This window comes from Kitasatospora hibisci (genome assembly GCF_043950205.1).
GTDB classification, from domain to species: Bacteria; Actinomycetota; Actinomycetes; order Streptomycetales; family Streptomycetaceae; genus Kitasatospora; species Kitasatospora hibisci.
In genome coordinates, this window is record NZ_CP171642.1 from 4,441,199 (window position 1) to 4,464,920 (window position 23,722).

Annotated in this window: 18 protein-coding genes; 16 read left to right on the forward strand and 2 right to left on the reverse strand. The window is 74.7% G+C overall.

The window, feature by feature from the left end; all coding sequences use genetic code 11:
* Positions 1–147: 147 nt before the first annotated feature.
* Positions 148–1,695, reverse strand: a complete 1,548-nt coding sequence (locus ACF9IK_RS19245) for a recombinase family protein (protein WP_395295414.1) — start codon at positions 1,693–1,695, stop codon at positions 148–150.
* Here ACF9IK_RS19245 and ACF9IK_RS19250 point away from each other — a divergent pair.
* From ACF9IK_RS19250 to ACF9IK_RS19275, 6 genes are all read left to right on the forward strand, one after another.
* Positions 1,679–2,101, forward strand: coding sequence for an ATPase, T2SS/T4P/T4SS family (locus ACF9IK_RS19250; protein WP_395295415.1), 423 nt, complete (start codon positions 1,679–1,681; stop codon positions 2,099–2,101). The genes ACF9IK_RS19245 and ACF9IK_RS19250 overlap by 17 nt on opposite strands.
* Before the next feature lie 477 nt (positions 2,102–2,578).
* Positions 2,579–3,439: a type II secretion system F family protein gene (locus ACF9IK_RS19255; protein ID WP_395295416.1), complete on the forward strand. Its 861-nt coding sequence runs from the start codon at positions 2,579–2,581 to the stop codon at positions 3,437–3,439.
* A gap of 233 nt (positions 3,440–3,672) precedes the next feature.
* Positions 3,673–4,308: a type II secretion system F family protein gene (locus tag ACF9IK_RS19260; protein ID WP_395295417.1), complete on the forward strand. Its 636-nt coding sequence runs from the start codon at positions 3,673–3,675 to the stop codon at positions 4,306–4,308.
* Positions 4,309–4,384: 76 nt separating this feature from the next.
* On the forward strand, positions 4,385–4,741 hold the full coding sequence (locus tag ACF9IK_RS19265) for a DUF4244 domain-containing protein (RefSeq protein ID WP_395295418.1): 357 nt from the start codon (positions 4,385–4,387) through the stop codon (positions 4,739–4,741).
* A 64-nt stretch (positions 4,742–4,805) separates the two neighbouring features.
* Positions 4,806–5,252: a TadE family type IV pilus minor pilin gene (locus tag ACF9IK_RS19270; RefSeq protein ID WP_395295419.1), complete on the forward strand. Its 447-nt coding sequence runs from the start codon at positions 4,806–4,808 to the stop codon at positions 5,250–5,252.
* The gene (locus tag ACF9IK_RS19275) at positions 5,240–5,761 is read left to right on the forward strand and encodes an Rv3654c family TadE-like protein (RefSeq protein WP_395295420.1); all 522 of its coding nucleotides are present in this window, start codon (positions 5,240–5,242) and stop codon (positions 5,759–5,761) included. The genes ACF9IK_RS19270 and ACF9IK_RS19275 overlap by 13 nt, the downstream gene beginning before the upstream one ends.
* Here the strand turns inward: ACF9IK_RS19275 and ACF9IK_RS19280 are convergent.
* Positions 5,756–8,335, reverse strand: coding sequence for a DEAD/DEAH box helicase (locus ACF9IK_RS19280; protein ID WP_395295421.1), 2,580 nt, complete (start codon positions 8,333–8,335; stop codon positions 5,756–5,758). The two genes, ACF9IK_RS19275 and ACF9IK_RS19280, sit on opposite strands and share 6 nt — an antisense overlap.
* Positions 8,336–8,556: 221 nt before the next feature.
* On the opposite strand from ACF9IK_RS19280, the gene bldG reads away from it, so the two are divergent.
* The 10 genes from bldG (at position 8,557) to ACF9IK_RS19330 (ending at position 23,707) form a co-directional block, all read left to right on the forward strand.
* Complete coding sequence (gene bldG, locus ACF9IK_RS19285; protein WP_148644090.1) at positions 8,557–8,898, forward strand: anti-sigma factor antagonist BldG; 342 nt, start codon at positions 8,557–8,559, stop codon at positions 8,896–8,898.
* Positions 8,899–9,057: 159 nt separating this feature from the next.
* Entirely contained in the window at positions 9,058–9,477 is a 420-nt protein-coding gene (locus tag ACF9IK_RS19290) for an ATP-binding protein (RefSeq protein WP_395298615.1), read from the forward strand.
* A 246-nt stretch (positions 9,478–9,723) separates the two neighbouring features.
* Entirely contained in the window at positions 9,724–10,092 is a 369-nt protein-coding gene (locus ACF9IK_RS19295; protein ID WP_395295422.1) for a cyclophilin-like fold protein, read from the forward strand.
* Positions 10,093–10,303: 211 nt separating this feature from the next.
* A complete protein-coding gene (locus tag ACF9IK_RS19300) occupies positions 10,304–11,044 on the forward strand; it encodes a small secreted protein (RefSeq protein WP_395295423.1) in 741 nt (246 codons plus the stop codon).
* 172 nt (positions 11,045–11,216) lie between these two features.
* A complete protein-coding gene (locus ACF9IK_RS19305) occupies positions 11,217–12,749 on the forward strand; it encodes a DUF7059 domain-containing protein (protein WP_395295424.1) in 1,533 nt (510 codons plus the stop codon).
* Between the two features lie 256 nt (positions 12,750–13,005).
* A complete protein-coding gene (locus ACF9IK_RS19310) occupies positions 13,006–13,467 on the forward strand; it encodes a DUF3592 domain-containing protein (RefSeq protein ID WP_395295425.1) in 462 nt (153 codons plus the stop codon).
* A 564-nt stretch (positions 13,468–14,031) separates the two neighbouring features.
* Positions 14,032–16,920, forward strand: coding sequence for a type I DNA topoisomerase (gene topA / locus ACF9IK_RS19315; RefSeq protein ID WP_395295426.1), 2,889 nt, complete (start codon positions 14,032–14,034; stop codon positions 16,918–16,920).
* A gap of 167 nt (positions 16,921–17,087) precedes the next feature.
* Positions 17,088–20,627: a dTMP kinase gene (gene tmk / locus ACF9IK_RS19320; RefSeq protein WP_395295427.1), complete on the forward strand. Its 3,540-nt coding sequence runs from the start codon at positions 17,088–17,090 to the stop codon at positions 20,625–20,627.
* Positions 20,628–21,003: 376 nt separating this feature from the next.
* Positions 21,004–22,215, forward strand: coding sequence for a DNA polymerase III subunit delta' (locus ACF9IK_RS19325; protein ID WP_395298616.1), 1,212 nt, complete (start codon positions 21,004–21,006; stop codon positions 22,213–22,215).
* A 286-nt stretch (positions 22,216–22,501) separates the two neighbouring features.
* A complete protein-coding gene (locus tag ACF9IK_RS19330) occupies positions 22,502–23,707 on the forward strand; it encodes a hypothetical protein (RefSeq protein ID WP_395295428.1) in 1,206 nt (401 codons plus the stop codon).
* Positions 23,708–23,722: the final 15 nt, after the last annotated feature.

Below are 23,722 nucleotides of genomic sequence, written 5' to 3' on the forward strand. Positions count from 1 at the left end.
GTGGTCGGCAACTGGCCGGGTTTCGATGCCGCCGCCCAGCCCGCAGCCAGCCCGCGCCAACCAGGGCCAGCACGGACACGAGAGAGCCCCGCCCCGGCCAGATGGCCAGGACGGGGCTGCGTGCGCCACTTAAGGGCGCGGGGGACCTTATGGGACTTCGTTCAGTTCGTCCCGCGCGATAGCTGCCAGCTCTGCCGTCGCTGGATCAGCGTCGCGCATCCACGCGGGGCCCTCGAAGTCGATGGATACGCGCGATGGGTCGAACCGCTTGGGTGCGCCCGGTGCTGGGGGTGATATCACCACCCGTGCGCCCAAGTCGATGAGCAGGCCCCGCCGCCCCTCTTCATCTCGCTGCTCCCACTCGGTCTTTACCGTCCGGCCAGCGTCAACCCAGCGCCCTTCGGCTTGTTCGGCCTCCGTCCGCAGCTCTGCCTGTCGGCGTTCCAAGGCGTTCAACTGTGTTACGGCGATCCGCGCTGCTGCCCCACCCGGTTCAAGGTGGACCAGGTTTCCGGCCAGTCGCTCGATCTGCGTCGTGACCTCGGAGAGTTGGAGAACCGCACTGCCGTCTGGCTCAGTCCAGCGCATCAGCTTGAGCCGTCCGAAGCGCTTCAGAAACTCGGCGGTCACCATTGCTTCGACCGGAGCAGCCACGATCACGTTCGGCCGGTGGATCCCGTGCTTGCCGACGCCCTTCCGGCACACGTACGTGGTGTAGTCCTTCCCGCGCGCCTCGCGGCGCTGCCGGTACATTGGTCCGTCGCACTCGGAGCAGGGCGCGACGTGCAACAGCAGAGCCTTCCCGCTGCGCCGCACACCACGCCCCTTGGCCTTCTCGTCGAGGATCCCGCGCACCGCAGACCAGGTTTCGGCATCCAAGAGTGCGGGGCCAGCGGACAGAGGGCGGCCCTCGGCGTCGAGCACCGGCTGATTTGTCAGTGCCCCTCGCTTTTCACCCGGCACAGCCTGTACAAGCCAGCCTCGGACCGCAGGTGTGTAGAGCACGTCTCGCAACGTCGTCGTGTGCCAGACCTGACCCCGCACCTTGCGGCCGTCGCGCTGTCGCGCATGATCGGCGGGGGGCAGGATGCCACGCTCGTTAAGGTTCCGAGTCAGACCGGCCAGCGATGCGCCGTGCTGCGTCAGCTGCTCGGCGCACTCGCGGATGATGGAAGCGGCGGTCTCGTCTATGGTCCAGCGCTTGTTATTCACTGGCCCATCCACGGCGTAGCCGTAGGGTGCCAAGCCGCCCAGGTGATTGCCGCGAGACCGGAAGTGGTCCTTCGATGCCTGGATCCGGGCCGTGATCATGTCCCGCTCGTACTCGGCGAACGCAGCCAGCACGTTGATGATGATTGAAGCGTTCTCGGGGGACACCACACCGTCGGCGGTGACGACCGTCGCATGGGTGGAGTCTGCTGCCTTCAGCAGGCGCTGGAACTCCAGAACGCTGCGGGCGTAGCGGTCCAGCTTGGCGGCGAGCACGTAGTCAGCGCGCGGAAGCCAAGACAGGACCTCGCGCATGCCGGGGCGGTCTTCCAGCTTCGTGGCGCCGGACACGTTGGTGTCGGTGGCTATGTGGATCACCTGCCACCCGCGCTGTTCGGCGTACGCCTTGCATGCGTTGATGCGGTGGTCGGGCGCCTCTTCGGCGAACAGGCGAGACAAGCGGTCGTAGATGACGACGGTTGGCACGGTGGCCCTTTCTTTCGGTCGGACTGGGCCACGGCCCGGCACAGGATACGTGCACGGTTATCCCGATCATGCGGGCGGGTGCGGCACGGTGCACGCCAATACGGCGGCGGACGTCCCGGTCCGGCTGGAAGCGCTCGGCTCGCTCGCGGGGCTGGACCGGTCGGCCCTGCACAGCCAACTCCGGGCTGCACTCGACCTGGTGGTGCACCTGGTGCGGGAGCCGGGCACCGGGCGACGCAGGGTCGCCGAGATCCACACGCTGGCCGGCGACCGCGACGGCCTGGCCGTCACCGAACCGGCGGTGCTGTTCGCGGCGGACGGCAGCACGGTGCGTGGTGCGGGCTGGGAGCGGCTGTCCGGACTGCTGGCGGCTCGGGGCGTGATGGCCGCGGACCGGGCGCCGTGACGCCGGCCCTGGCCGAGGCGGTGTTCAGCCTCGCGCTCTGCGGGTGCGCGTTGGCAGCCCTGTTGCTGCTCGGCCACCGGGGCGGGTGGCCGAGCGGGGATCGGGCGGGGAATCGGAATGACGGAGCTGATCGAGGGGCCTGATCGGGGCCCGGTCGAGAGGGAGGTGCGGGACATGGCTCGTGATCAGTTGTCCCTGTGCTGGGCGGCGGTGCTCGTCGTGGTGGCGCTCGCCGGGTGGTGGTCGCTGCAACCGGCCGCGCGCGGCTCGCGGAGGTGTCGATTGGTGCTGACCGGAAGCGATGGTGGCTTCGACGGTGGTGGTGGTGGCGGCGGTGGCGCGGGGCGCGGTGCACGCCGGGCAGCAGGAGTTCGGTGGGGCAGCTCTGTGAGGTCCGGGGCATCCGGGGGCGAGCTGCGGATCGCTTGCCGCCGGCGCGACCGGTTGGCGCCCGAATCGCTGCTGGTTCCGGCTGGGTTGGCCTTCGCGTGGGCGACGGGCTCGCCCGTCCCGCTGCTGGCCGCAGTGCTGGCGTTCGTGCCGCTGCGGCGCCGACGGCAGCGCCGTGCCACGGAAGAGGAGGCCCGGCGGCGGGCCGCCGCGGTCGTGGACCTCTGTACCGGGCTGGCCGGCGAGTTGCGTGGCGGGGCGACCCCGGAGCAGGCGCTGCACCTGGTGACGACCCGCCTTGCGGCGGACCACGAGGCGCTGCACCGGATCGGTGCGGAACCGGTGGCACGGCTCGCCGCGGGCTGGTACGGCGGGGACGTTCCGCTGGCCTTCCAATTGCTCGCGGAGCTTCCGGGGGGCAGCGGGGCCACGGCGATCGCCGCCTGCTGGCGGGTCACCGCCGACGGCGGATCGGGGCTGGCGACGGCGCTGGACGGCGTGGCGGAGGCGCTGCGCGCCGAGCAGGCACTGGTTGAGGAGATCGCGGCCGAGCTGGCCGCGCCGCGGACCACGGTCGCGGTCCTGGCGGCACTCCCGGTCGCGGGGCTGCTGCTCGGGGCGGCGCTCGGGGCCGGACCGTTCACCGTCCTGCTCCACACCCCCGCCGGGCTGGCCTGCCTGCTGGGCGGCGCGGTCCTGGAAGGCCTCGGCCTGGTGTGGACGGCGCGGATCGTCCGGGCCGCGTCGCGTGGGGCCATGGAGGCGCCGGCGGACGGCGGACCGCCGGCCGTCGCGGGTGCGGGCCGGGGTCCGGTCCCCGCTGCGGGTCCGGTCCCGCGCCGTGCGCGGGACCGTGACGGCGAGGCCCGGTGGTGCGGCATCTCTCGGACCGGAACCAGCTCGGGGCGGTCGAGCGGCGTGTCCCGGACGGAGGCGATGCCGGCGTGATCCGTGGTGCGGGCAGCTTGGCCCTGGTGCCGGCGGTGACTGCCGGGGTGCTCCTGCTACCCCGAACGGCGGTCCGGTGGGCTGGGCGGCGGCGGGCTGCAGCCTGGCTCCGGGCGGGGAGCCGCTCGTCGGACCGAGCCCGGAGGCCGCTCGTGCGATGGCCCCGCAAGCGGCGGGCCTGGGCCCAGGGCGGGGCCGGGGCGGATGAGTCCGGGCCGGGCGTAATCGGGTCGATGCCGGTGGCCGTCGGTGCGGAGCGCGTACGGCGGGCCGTCGTGCCGGGTGGTGCCGCACTGGTCGCGGCGATGGTGATCGGAGGAACGGCCGGGCTGGTGGCCGGGGTACTGCTGGCCACCGGGCTGTACCGGTGGCTGCCGAGGCCGCGGTCGCCGGCCGAACGGCGGGCCGCGCTGGAGGACGAGCAGCTGACTCGCCAGCTCCCGCTCACCGCGGAACTGCTGGCGGCCTGCCTCGGTTCGGCCGCCTCGCCGGCCGTGGCGGTCGCGGCGGTCGGCCGGAGCGTCGGTGCCCCGATGGGGCCGCGGCTGGTGGCGATCGCGGCTGAGCTGGCCCTCGGCGCACCACCGGAGGTCTGCTGGGTCCGCTTGGGCATGGAGCACCCGGCCCTGGCGTCGCTGGCCCGTTGCCTGGTGCGGACGAGCCTCAGTGGTGCTCCGGCGGCCAAGCCGCTGGCCGGTCTGGCACACGGGCGGCGGTCGGAGGCCGTCCGCACGGCACACGCCCGGGTTCGGCGTGCCGGTGTGCTGGCCACGGCCCCGCTCGGGCTCTGCTTCCTCCCGGCCTTCGTGCTGATCAGCGTCGTCCCGGTGGTCCTCGGCCTCACCTCCCGGTTCGCGCAGGCACTGTGAGCGTCCGTGCTGCGGGCGCGGCCCTTCGGCGGCCGGGCCGACACAAAATCATCGTCTTCGATCGAGGAGAGAACTCATGACCGCAATCACGATGCTCGGGCCGGTCGGCGGACTCCGCCGGCGCCGTCTTCCCGGGGTGCGCCGACGGCGAGGCGTCTGGATGGTCGGCCGGATCCGGCGGGCACTCGGGAGCAGGAGGCCCGGCGGGGGCGACGGCCGGGGCCTGGAGTTGCGCACGGCCGGTTCCAAGGGCAGGCGCGGTGGTCGGTCGGCCGGCAAGGGGCGGTCGGACGCCGGGATGACGACCGCGGAGTACGCGGTCGGGACGCTCGGGGCGTGCGCGCTGGCCGCCGGACTCTACAAGGTCGTGACCAGTGCGGCCGTCATCGGGAGCCTGACCGACCTGCTGGACCGGGCGCTCCATGCGACGTGACGGTCGGCCCGCCTGGCGTGTGTCCTGGGGCGGCCGGCGGGCCGGGCGGTGTCGCAGGGGTCTGTTGGCCCGGCGCCGGGGCGACGCAGGGTTCGCCACGGCCGAGACGGCGGTGGCCCTGCCCGCGCTGGTGCTGCTCGCGGTGATGATGGTCTGGGGTGTGCTCGCGGCGGGCGCACAGCTCCGCTGCGTGGACGCCGCACGGGCGGGGGCCAGAGCGGCCGCCCGCGGTGAGGCGGACGCCGTCGCCGTCGCCATCGCCCGCTCGGCCGCCCCGGCCGGGGCGGCGGTCCGGATCACGGCCGAGGCCGACACCGTGCGGGTCACGGTCGAGGCGCGGTCGGCGGCTCCGGGCCGGCTTGCGGCCCTGCTCTCGGTACGGCTCGGCGCGGCCGCCGTGGCCGCGCGGGAGGACATCCTGGGCGGTGGCAGCGGTGGCAGCGGTGGCAGCGGTGGCAGCGGTGGTGGCGGGGCCGGTACCGGTGGAGGTGGCGGCCCGTGGCCGGCCTGAGCACGGGGCCGGTCGTCGGCCCGCTGAGGCGGGCGCTGGATCGGGCAGCGCGGCTCCGGGTCGGCCGTACGGCAGCGAGGGCGCGGCGGGGACGGGCGCCCGACGCGGGGTCGGCGACGGTCTGGCTGGTCGCGTGCGCGGTGCTCGGCTGCGCAGCGTTCACCGCGACCCTCGCGGTCGGCGCGGTGGCGGGCGCCCGCCACCGGGCGGAGGCGGCCGCGGACCTCGCCGCCCTCGCGGCGGCCGATCGGCTGTTGCTGGATCCGGACGGCGGGTGCGCGCGGGCGGTCGGCGTCGCCGCTGCGCAGGATGCCACGGTGGTGTCCTGCGCGGTCGACCGGGAGGCGGATGCCGTCGAGGTGGTGGCCGAAGTCCCGGTAGCCGGAGTACCGGTCCGGCTGCCGGTCGGCCCGGCCCGCGCCCGGTCCCGGGCCGGACCGGTCCGCGCCGCGCCCGCCCCGGTCGGGGGCGAAGCGGGCGTGGACCTCAGCGTGGTGGGCGGCTCATGAGCCCCCGGGACCGGGCTCCTGGGGCCCGCCCGCCCGGTTCTGGCTCTCAGGGCCGCCGGGCTCGCCCGCCGGGCCCTGTCCGTCCGGCGAGGCCTGTCCACCGGCCTCTGCCGGTCCGCCGGCCGACGCCTCTCCGGCCGGTGCGCCCGGCGAGTCCGCCTCGCCGGGCCTGCCGGGCTCGCCAAGTCCGTCCGGTCCGGCCGGTGCAGCCGTGCCGTCCCCGGCCGGGCCGACCTCCTCGTCGGCGCGCCCCGCATCCTCTGCTGGTGCGCCGGCGAGCAGGACGTCCAGCAGTCGGACGGCGGCCGCCTTGTCCAGCGGGTCGTTGCCGTTGCCGCACTTGGGCGACTGCACACACGAGGGGCAGCCGCGCTCGCACTCGCAGGCCGCGATCGCCTCCCGGGTCGCGGTCAGCCACTGAACGGCGCGCCGGAAGCCGCGTTCGGCGAAGCCGGCCCCGCCGGGGTGGCCGTCGTAGACGAACACGGTGGGCAGTTCGGTGTCGGGGTGCAGTGGCACCGAGACACCGCCGATGTCCCACCGGTCGCAGGTGGCGAAGAGCGGCAGCAGGCCGATGGAGGCGTGCTCGGCGGCGTGGGCCGCGCCCGGCAGCTGGTCCGGCGGGATCTCGGCGTCGAGGAGCTGGTCCTCGGTGACGGACCACCAGACCGCCCGGGTGCGCAGGGTGCGTGGCGGCAGGTCGAGCTTGGTCTCGCCCATGATCTCCCCGGTGGAGATCCGTTTGCGGAGGTAGCCGACCACCTGGTTGACCACCTCCACCGAGCCGAAGCTGAGCCGTCCCTCGCCCCAGTCGATCGAGGTGTCGGTGGAGAGCACGGAGATGGAGGTGATGTCCCGGGCGGCCGTCGTGTAAGGCGGGTCGGCCGGCTCGACCAGCGCGACGGAGGTCTCCAGGTCGAGCTCCCGGACGAGGTAGCTGCGTCCCTGATGCAGGTGGACGGCGCCGGTGTGGACGGTGGTGTGGGCGGCCGCGGCGTCCACGGTGCCCAGCAGCCGGCCGGTCGGGGCCTCGACGATCTGCACCGGGCTGCCGCCGCTGCCGCGCAGGTCGACGGCGTCGGCGGCCCGTTCGCGGCGGGTCCAGTACCAGGAGCCGCCGCGCCGTCGGAGCAGTCCGCGCTGCTCCAGGACGGGCAGCAGCGGGCCGGTGGACGGGCCGAACAGCTCCAGGTCCGCGTCGGTGATCGGGAGCTCGGCGGCGGCCGCGCACAGGTGCGGGGCGAGGACGTGCGGGTTGTCCGGGTCGAGCACGGTGGCCTCGACGGGGGTGGCGAAGAGGGCCTCCGGGTGGTGCACCAGGTAGGTGTCCAGCGGGTCGTCGCGCGCGATCAGGACGGCGAGCGCGCCCTGGGCCTCGCGCCCGGCCCGGCCGGCCTGCTGCCAGAGCGAGGCCCGGGTGCCGGGGTAGCCGGCCATCAGGACGGCGTCGAGGCCGGAGACGTCGACGCCGAGTTCGAGGGCGGAGGTGGATGCGAGGCCGAGCAGACGGCCGGTGTGCAGCGCACGTTCGAGGGCCCGGCGCTCGTCGGCGAGGTAGCCGCCGCGGTAGGCGGCCACGCGGTCGGCGAGCGGCCTGCCGAGCTGGTCCTGGGCCTGGAGGGCGACGAGTTCGGCGGCCCGGCGGGAGCGGACGAAGACGACGGTCCGGGTCTGCCGCTCGACCAGGTCGGTCAGCAGGTGGGCGGCCTCGGCGGTGGCCGTACGGCGGACGGGTGCACCGTGCTCGCCGACGTTCTCGGTGAGCGGCGGCTCCCAGAGGCCGAAGACCATCGGGCCGCGCGGGGAGGCGTCCTCGGTGACCGCCCGGGCCGGCAGGCCGGTCAGCCGGTGCGCGGTGGCGGCCGGATCGGCGGTGGTGGCGGAGGCGAGCAGGAAGGTGGGGGAGGAGCCGTACCGGGCGCAGATCCGGCGCAGCCGCCGCAGCACCTGGGCGACGTGCGAGCCGAACACGCCCCGGTAGCTGTGGCACTCGTCGACGACCACGTACCGGAGCGTCTTGAGGAAGGAGGACCAGCGGGCGTGGGCGGGCAGGATGCCGCGGTGGAGCATGTCGGGGTTGGTGAGCACGTACGAGGCGTACTGACGCACCCATTCGCGTTCCTCCGGCGGAGTGTCGCCGTCGTAGAGCGCGGCGCGGACCCTGGGCGGGGCGAGTTCGGCGGCGCGGCGGCGCTGGTCGGCGGCGAGCGCCTTGGTCGGGGCCAGGTAGAGCGCGGTGGCGCCGCGTCCGTTCCGGGCCTCGGTTCCGTCCAGCAGATCGCTCAGGACCGGAGCCAGATATCCGAGCGACTTGCCCGAGGCGGTTCCCGTGGCGATCACCACGGAATGGCCGGTTCTGGCCAGGTTCATGGCCTCCGCCTGATGGGTCCAGGGCCGTTCCACGCCGAGGTCGTGGGCGGCGGCCACGATCTCCGGACGGATCGAGTCGGGCCACGGCGAATAACGGGCAGGTCGGGCGGGAAGGTGCTCCGTATGGGTGAGCCGGTCCGATCGCCCCCGGGTGGCGGACAGGGTCGCGAGCAGTGCCTCGGGCAGGCTGTGACGGGGCGGCATGAGGACCCAGTGTGTCACCGGCGTGACGGAGAATCGTTGTAAGCCATCGTGCGGGCATGGTCGCAGGTGGTTGAATGTGGCCGTGACGGCCGTACGGCCGTGGGTCGCAGCGCCGAGGCTTGCCACGTGTTGGCTGGCGCGCCCGGACTCGCGACCATGCGGTTGCGGCTGTCCGGCCGGAGATCGCACATGACGTAGCAAGGCAAGGTGCTGGAGGTTCCGTGGACCTGTCCCTGTCGACCCGTACAGTCGGCGATCGCACGGTCGTCGAGGTTGGCGGCGAGATCGATGTGTACACCGCCCCGAAGCTGCGTGAGCAGTTGGTCGAGCTCGTGAACGACGGCAACTACCACCTCGTCGTCGACATGGAGGGCGTGGACTTCCTCGACTCGACCGGCCTCGGTGTGCTGGTGGGCGGTCTCAAGCGCGTGCGTGCCCATGAGGGTTCGCTGCGGCTGGTGTGCAACCAGGAGCGCATCCTGAAGATCTTCCGCATCACCGGCCTGACCAAGGTCTTCCCGATCCACACCTCGGTGGACGACGCGGTCAACTCGACCGACTGACGTGGCCGGGCCGGCCTCCGGGCCGGCCCGCCCGATCCATGCGTCCGGCGTGCCGGGGCCGCACTGCGGTTCCGGCTGTCCCGGCCGCCTCGGAGCCGGCCGGCGCCGGCTCACAGGGGCCGCATGCCCGGCCCCGGTCGGACACCCCGAGGGGGAATGATGGCAACCGTCGAACTTCGATTCAGTGCGCTTCCCGAGCACGTACGGACGGCCCGGCTGGTCGCCGCGGCTGTCGCCAGACGAGCCGGGGTGGACGAGTCGGTGCTCGACGAGGTGCGGCTCGCCGTGGGCGAGGCCTGCTCCCGTGCCGTCGGTCTGCACCAGCGCGGTGGGATCACCGGCACGGTCCGGGTGGCGCTCAAGGACGAGGAGAAGCGTTTCCTCATCGAGGTCGAGGACGAGGCCGGCCCCGCCACCGCCCCGGCCGACGCCGCGGCCGAGGGCGCCGATCCGGACGAGGACACCCTGGGCCTCGCGGTGATCACCGGCCTGGTCGAGGACCTGGAGGTCGCCGACGGCGCCGAGGGCGGCGTGATCCGGATGAGTTGGCCGGTCTCGGTCGACGCCGTCGCGGTCTGAGGCGCTCCCGCCCGCGTTCCGCTGCCCGCTCGGACGTCTGCCGGTTCGGCCTACCCGCACGCTGCTTCGAGCCGGTGTTCGCGACCGCGCGTCCGTGCTGACTGCGTCCTCGCGCGAGGCTGCGCATCCGTGCTCCAGGGTCCATTCCCCAAGAACGCGTTGACAAGTTGTTGAGATTGGCGGTTCGCTGCTTCCGGCACGACCGGGTCCGATCGTTGGTCGGACCTGTCGCGGAAGAGGAAAGCCATGCGGATCCGCATTCTGTGGCCGGCCGGGCAGGCCACCGCCACACTCGACCCCACGCCCACCGCCGAGGCGCTCTGGGATGCGCTGCCGATCAGTTCGTCGGCCAGCCTCTGGGGCGAGGAGGTCTACTTCGACACGCCCGTCAGCGTGCCGCGCGAGGACGGGGCTCGGCAGGTCGTCGAGCCGGGCACGGTCGCGTTCTGGACGGACGGCGACAGCCTGGCGCTGCCCTACGGGCCGACGCCGGTCTCGCATGGCGACGAGTGCCGGCTGGCGAGCCCGTGCAACATCCTCGGCGCGCTGGACGGGGACGCCCAGGTGCTGCGGACGGTCCGTCCGGGCGACTCGATCCGCGTCGAGCGCGCCTGACCGGCTTCTGCCCGGTTCGGCAGTGGCAGTGGCAGTGGCACCGGCAGTGACACCGGCACCGGCCGCGAACCGGTCGGGGGCCGGTGCCCGACCCGGGGCCGGGCACCGGCGGTCGGTGGAGGAACGGGAGCGGGAACCGGGGGTCGGTCGGCGGCCGTGTAGGTTCGCAGTTCGACGACCCAAGACGACCGAAACCGAAAGGCTTCCCCCGGTGAACAAGCGACTGCTGGCCGTACCCGCGCTCGGCGCGCTGCTCGCGTTCGGCGCCGTCGGCTGCGGCGACGACAACACCAAGCAGCTGGAGTCCTGGGCGGCGAACGTCTGTGGCGCGGCCAAGGACCCGATCGCCCAGGCCCAGACCGCGCTCGCGGACACCGGCCAGGTGAAGACCGGCGAGGCGCCCGCGGACCTGCAGAAGCGCCTCTCCACGGACATCGGCCGTCTGGCCAAGACCAACCAGGACATCGCCGCGGCGATCGACTCCGCCGGGGCGCCCAAGGTGGACGACGGTGCGACCATCCAGAAGGACACCGTCGCCGAGCTGAACAAGGCGGCGGACGGCTACCTGGAGGTTCAGAAGAAGCTGGACGCGGTGTCCAACGCCGACCAGTCGAAGTTCGCGGACGGATTGCGCAGCGTGGCGGACCAGATCCAGCAGCTGGCCTCGCTCTCCACCCAGGCGCAGGCCAAGCTGCAGCGCGGGGAGCTCGGTGCCGCGATGGCGAAGCAGGAGGGCTGCAAGCCGGGCTCGGCTGCGGCGGCTCCGACCGCCGACGCCGGCAGCTCCCCGGCCACCGGATCGTCGGCCTCGGGTTCCCCGGCCACGGGCGCCCCGACGCCGGGGGCGACGGACCAGGCCGCCACGCCGGCTCCGTCCGGCTCGACGTCCGGCTCGGCCGAGCCCGCCCCCGCGGCCACGTCTGCGACGACCCCCGCTCCCACGGCGAGCTGATCCTCGCTGGGGATCCCTCCCTCGAACGAGCCGTCCGAGGGAGGGATCAGCCCGCCACGTCCGCCGGGCCGCCCGGCCACTCGCCGGCGGCCGGACCGCCTGTCGCCGGACCGCCTGCCGGCAGGCCGCCCGAGCGGGGGAGCGCGGGCGGTGGCCGGGGGACAATGGCGGGGTGATCAGTAGCCCCGTTCTCGACCCGACCCGCCTCGCCAAGCTGCGCGAAGCGTTGCTCGCCGCCTCGTTCACCGCCGACGGCTGCCTCGACCTGCTCGGGCCCACCGGCTATGCGGCGCTGGCCCGCAGTGAGGCGGTCCCGGCGCTGCGCGCGACCCGCGGTGGCAGCCCGCTGGAGACGCTGGTGCGGCTGTTCCTGCTGCAGCAGCCCGTGCCGTACAAGGCGGCCGCCGCCGCGTTGCCGGTCGAGGACTGCCTGACCGACGGCTGGCTGCGCCCGGACGGCGATCTGGTGCGCGCCACCGTCGACGTCCGCCCCTACGCCAACGAGGTCGCCGGCCTGCCCAGTTCGGACGCCTGGGTGGTCTCGGACCTGGGCTGCGCGGTCGGCGGTGCGGGCGGGATCGGCTCCGGCGAGACCGCGCACGGCGTGGCCCGGCGGGACCTGGTGCTCGGCGTGGGCGGCGCGTCCACCACGCTGGCCAACATCACCGTGCGCCGACCGGTCCGGACGGCGCTGGACCTCGGTTCGGGCTCCGGGGTGCAGGCGCTGCACGCCGCCCGGCACGCCCGGCGGGTCACCGCGACCGACCTCAACCCACGCGCCCTGCGGTTCACCGAACTGACGCTGGCACTCTCCGGATTCGAGAACACCGACACCGCGGCCGGCAGCCTCTTCGAGCCGGTCGGGGAGCGGAGGTTCGACCTGATCGTCTCCAATCCGCCGTTCGTGATCTCGCCGGCCGGCCGGTTCACCTACCGCGACGGCGGGATGGCCGGCGACGACCTCTGCCGCAGCCTGGTCCGCTCGGCTGCCGACCACCTGGAGCCCGGCGGCTACTGCCAGCTGCTGGCCAACTGGCAGCACGTCAAGGGAGAGGACTGGCGCGAGCGGCTGGCCGGCTGGGTCGCGGGCACCGGCCTGGACGCCTGGATCGTCCAGCGCGAGGTCCAGGACGTGGCCCAGTACGCCGAGTTGTGGCTGCGCGACGGCGGCGACCACCGCGGCCCCGGCGGCGACTACCAGGCCCGGTACGGGGAGTGGCTGGACGCCTTCGAGGCGGGCCGGGTCGAGGGCATCGGCTTCGGATGGATCACGCTGCGGGCGAGCGGCGCCGAACAGCCGACCGTCCGGGTGGAGGAGTGGCCGCACCCGGTCGAGCAGCCGCTCGGCCCGCACATCGAGGAGTGGTTCGAGCGGCAGGACTTCCTGCGGACGCACGACGACGCGGGGCTGCTGGCCGCCCGGTACGTGCTGGCCGACGAGGTGGTCCAGGAGCAGGTCGGCGAACCCGGGGCGGAGGACCCGGAGCACGTCGTCCTGCGGCACAACCGCGGCATGCGGCGCGCGACCAAGGTGGACACGGTGGGAGCCGGGTTCGTCGGCGTCTGCGACGGCACGCTGTCGGCCGGCGAGATCGTGGACGCCATCGCGCAGCTGCTCGGCGAGGACCGCGTGGTGCTACGCGACCGGGTGCCGGAGTCGCTGCGGCTGCTCACCGAGCAGGGCTTCATCCAGCCGGTCACCTGATCGATCGACCGTTCGGGCCCGGGCCGTCCGTGGTCCGGGCCCCCGCGGTCATCGGGCCGTCCGTGGTCCGGGCCCCCGCCGTCCCCGGTGTGTCCGTCGTCCTCGGTCCGCCCGTCGCCGGGGAGCGTGGGCAGGCCATCCGGGTTCATCTCGCGGTGGCCCGCGATTTGCCAGGCAGTCGTCGAACGTCCGCCCCTCGTTGGTCGGCGGCTGTGAGGCTCTGTCCACAGGCTGTGGACAGGGCTGGGGGCGAGGGGTGGAGCCGACGACGGCGATGGCGGGCGGCGCGGTGCTCGCGCTCTTCGGGGGCGCGCTGTTGTTCTGGTGCGCCGCTGAAGTGCGCCTTCGTCACCGGCTTCGGCGGCGCGGTGTGCCGGCGGTGGCCACCGTGGTGGCCGAGACCGACGCGCACGGCGAACTCGACAGTGCGCCGTTGCTCTCCTTCTCCGCCCTGGCGGCGGTCGGAGGGCCCGGTGCCGCGCGCTGCGCCGAGGCGGTGATCACCCGGCCGCGCGGCCACACCCCGCTGCGCCGCCCGCCTGGCCTGGTGCCCGGTGCCGCCGTCCGGGTCGTCTACGACCCACGCCGTCCGAACCGCGTGGTGCTGGCAGCGGCGGAGACGGGCCGGGTCGCTCTGACGGATCTGCTCTGGGCGGCGCTCGGCGCCGGTTGCCTGGCCGCGGGCGCCGCCCTGCTGGCGGCCGTCGCCACCCGCTGAGTCGCGCCCGGGCACCCGCGCCGGCCCCCGCCCGGGCGGCCACCCGCCCTGCCGGCCCCCGCCCGGGCGGCCACCCGCCCTGCCGGCCCCCGCCCGGGCGGCCACCCGCCCTGCCGGCCCCCGCCCGGTAGGCCATCCCGTCCGGCCGGCCACCCGCCCTGCCCCGGCCGTCCACCGCCACCCCGCCCCGAGGGCCGCCGACCGACGCCGTGCACCGTGCGCCCACGCCTTCCCCTACCACCGCGACCGCCCCCGTCGCCGGTGCGGCGAATTTCCGTTGACAGATCTTGGAATCCGTCATTCCATCCTTCGAAACCCGCCGAAGCCCCCCTCCACGGGGCGCGATCCTCCATCATCGGGTTACCGTTCGAGTGGCGTCGGTCGGCCTTGCCGGTGAAAAAGCGGGATCCGTCCGTTTGACAAGGGTGGCCGGGGTACGGTCACACTCCGCTGGTGGGGTCGTCGTACAGCGGCAGCCCCGGGACGGTGGAGGGGTCGGGCGGAGCGCAGCCCGTGCTGCCAGCGCCGACCAGCTCACATAACGACCGGGAGAGAAGAGCGAAGGTGTCCCCGAGCAGCGAGACCGCGCACGGACAGCGACTCGTCATTGTCGAGTCGCCGGCCAAGGCGAAGACGATCAAGGGCTACCTGGGCCCCGGCTACATCGTCGAGGCGAGCGTCGGGCACATCCGCGACCTGCCCAGCACGGCGGCCGAGGTCCCGGACAAGTACACGGGCGAGGTGCGCCGCCTCGGCGTGGACGTCGACCACGACTTCGCTCCCATCTACGTCGTCAACGCTGACAAGAAGTCGCAGGTCAGCAAGTTGAAGTCGCTGCTCGCGGAGTCCGACGAGCTCTTCCTCGCCACCGATGAGGACCGCGAGGGCGAGGCCATCGCGTGGCACCTCCAGCAGGTCCTGAAGCCCAAGGTGCCGGTGCACCGCATGGTGTTCCACGAGATCACCAAGTCGGCGATCCAGGAGGCCGTGGCCAACCCGCGCGAGCTGAACCAGCGCCTGGTCGACGCCCAGGAGACCCGCCGCATCCTCGACCGCCTCTACGGCTTCGAGGTCTCGCCGGTGCTGTGGAAGAAGGTCATGCCGAAGCTCTCGGCCGGCCGCGTGCAGTCGGTCGCGACCCGCCTGGTGGTCGAGCGCGAGCGCGAGCGGATGGCCTTCCGCACCGCTTCCTACTGGGACCTGGTCGGCACCTTCGGCACCGGTCGCACCCCGGCCGACGCCGCCAACCCGGAGACCTTCGGCGCCCGCCTCTCCGCCGTTGACGGCAAGCGGATCGCCAGCGGCCGCGACTTCGGCCCGGACGGCCGGCTGAAGGCGGGCAGCTCCAGCACCCTGCACCTGGACGAGCAGGCCGCCCGCGCGCTGGCCGCCGCCCTGGAGCAGACCGCGTTCAGCGTCCGCAGCGTCGAGTCCAAGCCCTACCGCCGCTCGCCGTACGCGCCGTTCCGCACCACCACGCTGCAGCAGGAGGCCAGCCGCAAGCTGGGCTTCGGCGCCAAGCGCACCATGCAGGTGGCCCAGAAGCTGTACGAGAACGGCTTCATCACCTATATGCGTACCGACTCGACGACGCTCTCGGACACCGCCGTGGCGGCCGCCCGCGCGCAGGTCACCCAGCTCTACGGCGCCGACTACCTGCCGGACGCGCCGCGCACCTACGCCAGCAAGGTGAAGAACGCGCAGGAGGCGCACGAGGCGGTCCGCCCGTCCGGCGACCGCTTCCGCACGCCTGCCGAGACCGGTCTGACCGGTGACGACTTCCGCCTCTACGAGCTGATCTGGATGCGCACCGTCGCCTCCCAGATGAAGGACGCGGTCGGTCAGTCGGTCACCGTCAAGGTCGGCGGCCGCGCCTCGGACGGCCGGGACGCCGAGTTCTCCGCCTCCGGCAAGATCATCACCTTCCACGGGTTCCTCAAGGCCTACGTCGAGGGCGCCGACGACCCGAACGCCGAGCTCGACGACCGCGAGCGCCGGCTCCCCCAGGTCGCCGAGGGCGACCCGCTGGCCGCCGAGCAGCTCACCCCGGAAGGCCACGCGACCAAGCCGCCGGCCCGCTACACCGAGGCGTCGCTGGTCAAGGAGCTGGAGGACCGGGAGATCGGCCGCCCCTCCACCTACGCCTCGATCATCGACACGATCATCGGCCGCCGCTACGTCTTCAAGAAGGGGACGGCGCTCGTGCCGTCGTTCCTCTCTTTCGCCGTGGTCAACCTGCTGGAGAAGCACTTCGGCCGGCTGGTCGACTACGACTTCACCGCGAAGATGGAGGACGACCTCGACCGGATCGCCGCCGGTGAGGCGCAGTCCGTCCCGTGGCTGAAGCGCTTCTACTTCGGCGAGGGCGAGGGCCACGCGCCCGGCGGCGCCGCCGAGGCTGGCAACGGTGACGGCGACCACCTGGGCGGCCTGAAGGAGCTGGTCACCGACCTCGGCGCGATCGACGCCCGGGAGATCAGCTCGTTCCGGATCAGCGAGGACATCACCCTGCGGGTCGGCCGCTACGGCCCGTACGTCGAGCGCGCCTCGGTCGTCGAGGGCGAGCCGGGCCAGCGCGCCGACATCCCGGACGATCTGCCGCCGGACGAGCTCACCGTCGAGCTGGCCGAGGAACTGCTGGCCAGCCCGAGCGGCGACTACGAGCTCGGCCCCGACCCGGTCAGCGGCAACATGCTGGTCGCCAAGAAGGGCCGCTTCGGCCCGTACGTGACCGAGATCCTGCCGGAGGGCACGCCCAAGACCGGCAAGAACGCCGTGAAGCCGCGCACCGCCTCGCTGCTCAAGACGATGTCGCTGGACACCGTCACGCTGGAGGACGCGCTGAAGCTGCTCTCGCTGCCGCGCGTGGTCGGCGTGGACGCGGAGGGCGTGGAGATCACCGCGCAGAACGGCCGGTACGGCCCGTACCTCAAGCGCGGCACCGACTCCCGCTCGCTCGCCAGCGAGGAGCAGATGTTCACGGTCACCCTGGAGGAGGCCCTGGCCATCTACGCGCAGCCGAAGCAGCGCGGCCGGGCCGCCGCCGCCCCGCCGCTCAAGGAGCTGGGCACCGACCCGGTCAGCGAGCGTCCGGTGGTGGTCAAGGACGGCCGCTTCGGCCCGTACGTCACCGACGGCGAGACCAACGCCACGCTGCGCAAGGACGACGACGTCGAGACCATCACGCCGGAGCGCGGCTACGAGCTCCTGGCGGAGAAGCGGGCGCGCGGTCCGGTGAAGAAGGCCGCCAAGAAGGCCCCGGCGAAGAAGGCGGCCCCCAAGAAGACGGCCACCAAGACCGCCGCGACCAAGACGGCGGCGAAGAAGACCGCCGCCAAGAAGACGACCACGGCCAAGACGGCCGCGAAGAAGACGGCCGCCAAGAAGACCGCGGCGAGCGACTCCGCGGCGAGCGGGTCCGCGACGAGCGAGACCGCCACGGACGAGGGCTGATCCGCCCCGCCTGCGGAACCCCGGGCCCGTGCCCCTCCCTCCCCGGGAGAGGCGCGGGCCCGGGGCCGTCGGGGAGCCGTGCGGACTGCGTCACAACCGTGCAATGACCGGTATCCGGAGGCCCGCTCCCCTCTTATCCGACCTGCCCCGGCCGCTACGCTGACCGTATGACGAGCGAGGAGCAGCCCACCCCCAGTGCCCCCGCGGCCGCGAGACCCGGCACGCCCGACCTGCTGGAGGTCGTGCCCGCCGGAACCCCTGGTGAGCGGGCCCGGGCGCTGCTGCGGCTGCGCCCGTACCGGCGGCTCTGGACCACCCAGCTGATCGGCGGCACCGCCGACCGGCTCGGGTTCCTGGTGCTGCTCGTGCTGACCGTGATCGCCGCCGCCCTCGGCGGCCAGTTCGGCGACCTGCCGCGCAACCTCGCATTCGCGGTCGCCGCGGTCTTCGCCGTGCGCGTGGCCGCCACCGGGCTGGTCGGCGTCGCCCTGCTCGGCCCGGTGCACGGGCTGCTCGCCGGAAGGCTGGACCGCCGCTGGACGCTCTTCGGGGCGGACGCGCTGCGGGCCGTGCTGGTCGGCATCGCGCCGTGGTGGATCGTCTGGCTGGGCTCCGGCCCCAGGCCGTCCGGCGCCGCGACCTACGTGCTGCTCGCCACCGTCTTCGTGACCGGCGCCGCCGAGCGGGTCTGGGCGATCGCCAAGGCCGCCGCCGTGCCGGGCCTGCTCCCCCCGGCCAACCCGTACGCGCCGGCCGCCGAGCAGCGCCCGTCCGCCGCCGACCTGGACACCGTCCGGACGCTGGACCGCCGCACCGGCTGGGGCACCGTGCCCCTGGCCGCCGCCGCGCTGGTCGCGCTCACCCTGGCCAACAACGTCTTCGCGGCGCTCGGCTCGGACTGGCTGCGCGCCCACCAGAGCACCTTCGCCGCGCTCGGCGCGGCCGCCCTGTTCGCGGTCGCGGCCGTCCGGGTGTACCTGCAGCAGCTGCCCGGAGGGCCGGTGGCCGTCGCCCCGCACTCCCCGCTCCAGGGCCTGCGCGCGCCGACCGACGCCACGCCCGGCCCCGCACTGCGCAAGGGCCGCACCGGATCCGCCCCCTACTTCACCTTCGCGGTCGCCGCCGGGTACGCCTCGATGGCAGGCGTCGCCGCGCTCGCGCTGCTGACCGCCGCCGAGCACCGCGCCGGGCCGATCGGCTACGGCCTGCTGGTGCTGGCCGCCGTCGGCGTCCCGGCGCTCGGCGTCCGGATGACCAGGGCCACCCTGCCCGCGCTCTCCCGCCGCCGGCTGCTCGCGCTCGCGCTGCTGGTCGAGGGCGTCGCGCTGATCCTCGCGGGCCTGGTGCTCGACTTCGTGCTGGTCCTGCTGTTGACCGTGGTGGCCGCGCTGGCCGCCGGGACCGTCGTCTCGACCGGGCGCACCCTGCTCGCCCAGGAGGTCGAGGAGGTCCGGCTGCCGAAGGTCACCGAGCACCTGTTCGCGGTGCTGCGGGCCGTGGTGGCCGCCGCGCTGGTGGTCGTCCCGCTGATCGCCGCCGCCTACGGGAACGTCGAGTACGGCACGGTCGAGCCCGGCTCCTTCACCTTCATCCACGGCGGTGCCGCCCTCGCGGTGGCCACCGCGGGCCTGCTCACCCTGGTGCTCGCCGCCGTCGTGCTGCTCAAGACCGACGACCGCCGGGGCACCGCGCCGTTCGGCCGGGACCTGCTGGACGCCGTTCGCGGCGGTGCCGGGCTCCCGCCGCACCGGACGACCGGTACCGGTTTCTTCATCGCGCTGGAGGGCGGCGACGGCGCCGGCAAGTCCACCCAGGCGCAGGCGCTCGCCGAGTGGATCCGCGGCAAGGGCCACGAGGTGGTGCTCACCCGCGAGCCCGGCGGCAGCCCGGTCGGCCAGCGGCTTCGAGGCCTCGTCCTGGACGTCGCCAACACCGGCCTCTCGCACCGTGCCGAGGCGCTCATCTACGCCGCCGACCGCGCCGAGCACGTCGAGAACGTGATCCGGCCCGCGCTCGCCCGTGGAGCGGTGGTGATCACCGACCGCTACATGGACTCCTCCATCGCCTACCAGGGCGCCGGCCGTGACCTGGCCGCCACCGAGGTGGCCCGGATCTCGCGCTGGGCGATCGGCGGGCTGCTGCCCGACCTGACCGTCGTGCTGGACGTCGACCCGACCAGGGCCCGGGAACGGTTCACCGAGGCGCTGGACCGGCTGGAGTCCGAGCCGACCGAGTTCCACCAGCGGGTGCGCGCGGGTTTCCTCGCACTGGCGGCCGCAGACCCCGCCCGCTACCTGGTCGTCGACGGCAGCCAGCAGCCCGGCTTCGTCACCACGGCGATCCGCCACCGGCTCGACCGCGAGCTGCCGCTCTCCGAGCAGGAGAAGGCCGCCCGCGTCGAGCAGGAACGGCTCGCCCGCGAGGAGGCGGAGCGCCGCGCGGCCGAGGAGGCGCGGAAGAAGGCCGAGGCCGAGGCCGCCGAGCGCAAGCGGCAGGAGCTGCTGGAGCAGCTCCGGGCCGAGCAGGCGGAGAAGGAGCGGCTGGCGAAGGAGGAGGCCGAGCGCAAGGCCGCGGAGGCGGCGCGCAGGGCGGCCGAAGAGGCCCGTCGCAAGGCTGAGGAGGAGGCCCGCCGGCGCGCCGAGGAGGAGGCGAGGCTCCGGGCGGCCGAGGAGGCGCGGCTGGCGGCCGAGGCCGCCGAGCGCAAGCGGCTCGCCGAGGAGGCCGCCGCGCAGGCGGAGCTCCAGCGGCAGCGGGAGCTTCAGCGCGAGGAGCAGCGCCGTCGTGCCGAGGAGGCGCTGCAGCGGGCCGAGGAGGCCCGGCTGGCGCAGGCCGCAGCCCTGGCGGCGGCTGCCGCGGCAGCGGCGGAGGCGGCCGAGCGGGCCGAGCGGGCGGCTGCTGCCGAGGCTCCGGCGTCGTCTCCGGCCCCGGCCCCGGCTCCGGCTCCGGCGACAGGTGACGCGGTGACCACCGAGCTGCGGGTGGTGAAGGAACGGGGTGCCGACGACGCCACGCAGGAGATCTCCGAGCGGGACCGTCGGGCGGCCGTCCGGGCCGCCGAGGCGGCTGCGGCCGGTGGGACCCCGGAGGTCGACGCGACGGCCAAGCTGCCGGTCGTGCCCGGTACGCCGGTGCCCCCGGCGGCGCCGACGACTCCCCCCGCGGACGAGACGGCCGTGCTGCCCCGGATCCCCGCGGCGGACGCCGACCGTGGTGCCACCGACCGGACCGAGCTGCTGCCCCGGATCGGGTCGGCCGGTCCTGCTGGTCCTGCTGGTCCTGCCGGTCCTGCCGACCGGGTGCCGCCGGGCCTCTGGCGGGACGTCCCGGCCGGGCGCGCCGCCCGGGAGCAGCCGGTCGACAGCACGCGCGAGCTGCCCGTGGTCGACGACGACGAGCAGCAGCCGGCCGTCGAGCCACGGCCCCGGCCCTCCTGGGCCGAGGAGACGCCGATGGACGACCTGCCGAGCCTCACCGACACCCTGCTCGGCTCGCGTGACGAGTGGGCCCGTTGGGAGCAGGGCAGTGCCGCGGAGTCCGGCCCCCGCGACCCGCGTGTCCGATACGGCGCCGGCACGGCGGACCAGGGCGGTCAGCCGGGTGACCCCGGTCAGCCCGGTCAGCCCGGTCAGTCCGCTCAGGGCGACCACGGGCAGGACGGGAGCGGGGACAAGGGCAAGGGCGGCCGGCGCTGGCGGCGCCGGGGCTGACCCGGCGCGGCGCCGGAGGCCGCAGGTCGGCGGAGGCGGTGGCCCGACGGCTCGGAGGCCGAACGGGTCGGGTCGGGGACGGAGGCGGGCGGTGCGGTCGGGGCGAGGAGCTCCGGCGGCACCGCCCGCTGTCGTTCCCGCCACGTATGCTCGACGGCGGAAACCACCCCGGGCCGCGTGCCCCGGGGCACGGCGGCCAAAGGGGCGGCGCGGCCACGGCGGTCAGGCCGGTCCGGGGCCGGGCACGGACTCCGCACCGGGGTACCGCGCGGGGCACCCCCCGCGCGGCGGCGTCCACACAGGGAAGCCCGCGCAGGGCGATCAGCACGAGGCAGCAGTCCGTACGAGGTGGCTCGTACCGAGCTTGGGAGCAGCAGTGGCCGTCTGGGACGACCTCGTGGGCCAGGAGCGGGTGGTCGAGCAGCTGACCGCCGCTGCCCGGGCGGCCGGGGCCACGGTCGCCGCCGGGCGCGGGGCTGCACCCGAGCCGGGCGGCAACGCCTCGCTGATGACGCACGCCTGGCTGTTCACCGGTCCGCCCGGGGCGGGTCAGACCACCGCCGCCCGCGCCTTCGCCGCCGCCCTCCAGTGCACCAGCCCGGACCTCGCGCTCGGCGGCACGCCCGGCTGCGGCTTCTGCGACGGCTGCCACACCGTGATGGCGGGCAGCCACGCCGACGTGAAGTACGTCCGCACCGACGGCCTGTCGATCGGCGTCGGCGACATGCGCGACCTGGTGCTGCGCGCGTCCAGCTACCCGACCGGCGGCCGCTGGTCGGTGATCCTGGTCGACGCCGCCCACCGCCTCACCGAGGCCGCCGCCAACGCCCTGCTCAAGGGCGTCGAGGAGCCGTCCCCGCGCACCGTATGGCTGCTCTGCGCCCCGTCCGTGCAGGACGTGCTGCCCACCATCCGCTCGCGCTGCCGGCTGCTGGTGCTGCGCCAGCCCGCCGCCGAGGCCGTCGCCGACATGCTGGTCCGGCGCGACGGCGTCGATCCCGAGACCGCCCGGTTGGCCGCGCTCGCCGGGCAGGGGGACATCGAGCGTTCCCGCCGCCTCGCCGTGGACGAGCAGGTCCGCACCCGCCGCACGGAGGTGCTGCGGATCCCGCTGGAGGTCTCGGACATCGGTGGTTGCCTGGCCGCCGCCCAGCGCCTCGTCGACACCGCGAAGGCCGACGCCGAGGCCCTCGCCGAGACCCAGGACGCCAAGGAGACCGACGACCTCAAGGCCGCGTACGGCGCGGCCGAGGGTGGCAAGGCCCCGCGCGGGATGGCCGGGGCGGTCAAGGAACTGGAGAAGCGGCAGAAGAGCCGCGCCACCCGGACCCGCCGGGAGACGCTCGGCGTCGCCCTGCTGGACCTGCTCGGTTTCTACCGGGACGTGCTCGCCCTGCAGCTAGGTTCGGCCGGCGCGCTGTCCAACGAGGACCAGCGGCAGGCGCTGAACCGGGTCGCCCAGGCCGGTCCGCCGGAGAGCACGTTGCGGCGGATCGAGGCCGTGCTGGCCTGCCGGCAGGCACTGGACCGCAACGTCGACCCGCTGCTGGCGGTGGAGGCGATGACGGTCGCACTGCGGGCGGGCTGAAGCGTCCGGGCCACCGCGCGGGCGGTCGGTGTCTCGTGGGCCGTCGGTCTCCGGCGCGCTCCGGGCCCGTCGAGGTCCGCGACGGCCGCACCCGGTAGGGCTTCCCGCGCTAGCCGCACGTCCCACCTTCGAGTGAACGGTCGGTACGCGCCGTGCACAGCGGCGTGTGACCGCCGGGTCGTCTTGCACGCTGGGGCCGACTGCGCCCCGACGGCGGGGCCGTCACGTCCCGTCCGGCACCGGCGCCCACCGGTGGCCCGGCCCTCCTCCCGAGGCGGTGCGTCCCATGGTCCGTTCGCTCCTCGTCGTTCCCCTGCTCGCCGCCGCCGCGGGCGGTGTCTGGCTCGCCCGCGGCGCCCTGCAGCGCTGGCGCGACCTGCGGGCCGCGGAGACCTACGAGCTGACCGGTGACCAGCGGCCGATGCTGCTGCGGGCGGCCGGGGCGATGGCCTGCGGTGTCTTCGTCACGCTGCTCACCGTGCTGACGGTGCTGGGGACGTTCGGCGTGCTCGGGTCGTCGTCGGAGCCGCGGTCCGGGTCGGCGGAGCTGGCAGCCGACCCGGCCGACGGTGCCGCCGCCGGTGGCGCCCGGCAGGCGGTGCCCCCGGCGGCCGACGGCGCGCCGGCAACCGCGCCCGCACCTGCACCCGCTGCCGGCGCCGCTCCCGCCGCCGTGCCCGCTGCCGCGTCCGCCCCGGCCACGTCCGCCGCGCCGCCGGTCCCACCGGTGACCAGCCGGTTCGACAGCGTCGGCCACCCGGGCGGCGGCGAGCTGCTGCAGTCCGCCGTCCTGGGGCCGGACGGACACCCGCGCAACGTCCGGGTCTGGCTGCCGGCCCAGTACGCCAAGGACTCGAACGCCCGGTTCCCCGTGGTCGTGATGCAGGCCGCCACCCCCCGGAAGACCGCCGACGCCGAGGTCCCCGACGTCTTCGACGGCCTCAGCTCGGCCGTCCAGACCGGCAAGGCCCGCCCGTTCATCCTGGTCGCCCCCGAGGCGCCGAGCGGCACCGAGCACCCTTGCGACCTGGTCACCGCCGCGCCGCAGGCCGTCGCCGACGACGCCGCGCTGCGCACCACCATCGCGGCCGCCTTCCGGACCCTGCCGCCCGGCCCTGCCTCCTGGGGCACGCTCGGGGTGGAGGGCGGCGCGCCCTGCGCCGCGGCCGCCGGCCTGGCACGCCCCGACCTGTACGGCGCGGCCGCCGCGGTCTCCGGCCGGTTCGACACCGCCGCGCTGGCCCTGACCGGAGCCGAGGCCCCTGCCAGCGCCGCCCCCAAGCTGTTGCTGGCCGCCGCCAAGGCGGACGCCGCCGGGCTGGACGCCGCCCGCAAGCTGCAGGCCGCGCTGCGCGGCGGGACCGGTGCGGCGGCCCGCGCCGACGTGCGGATCTCCGACAACGTCCAGGACTACACGCCGGACCGGGAGCGGCTGCGGCTGGTCCGGCAGGCGGTGCAGTACCTGGCCGAGACCCTGGCCAAGGCGTCCTGAGCAGGGCCGCGGCGA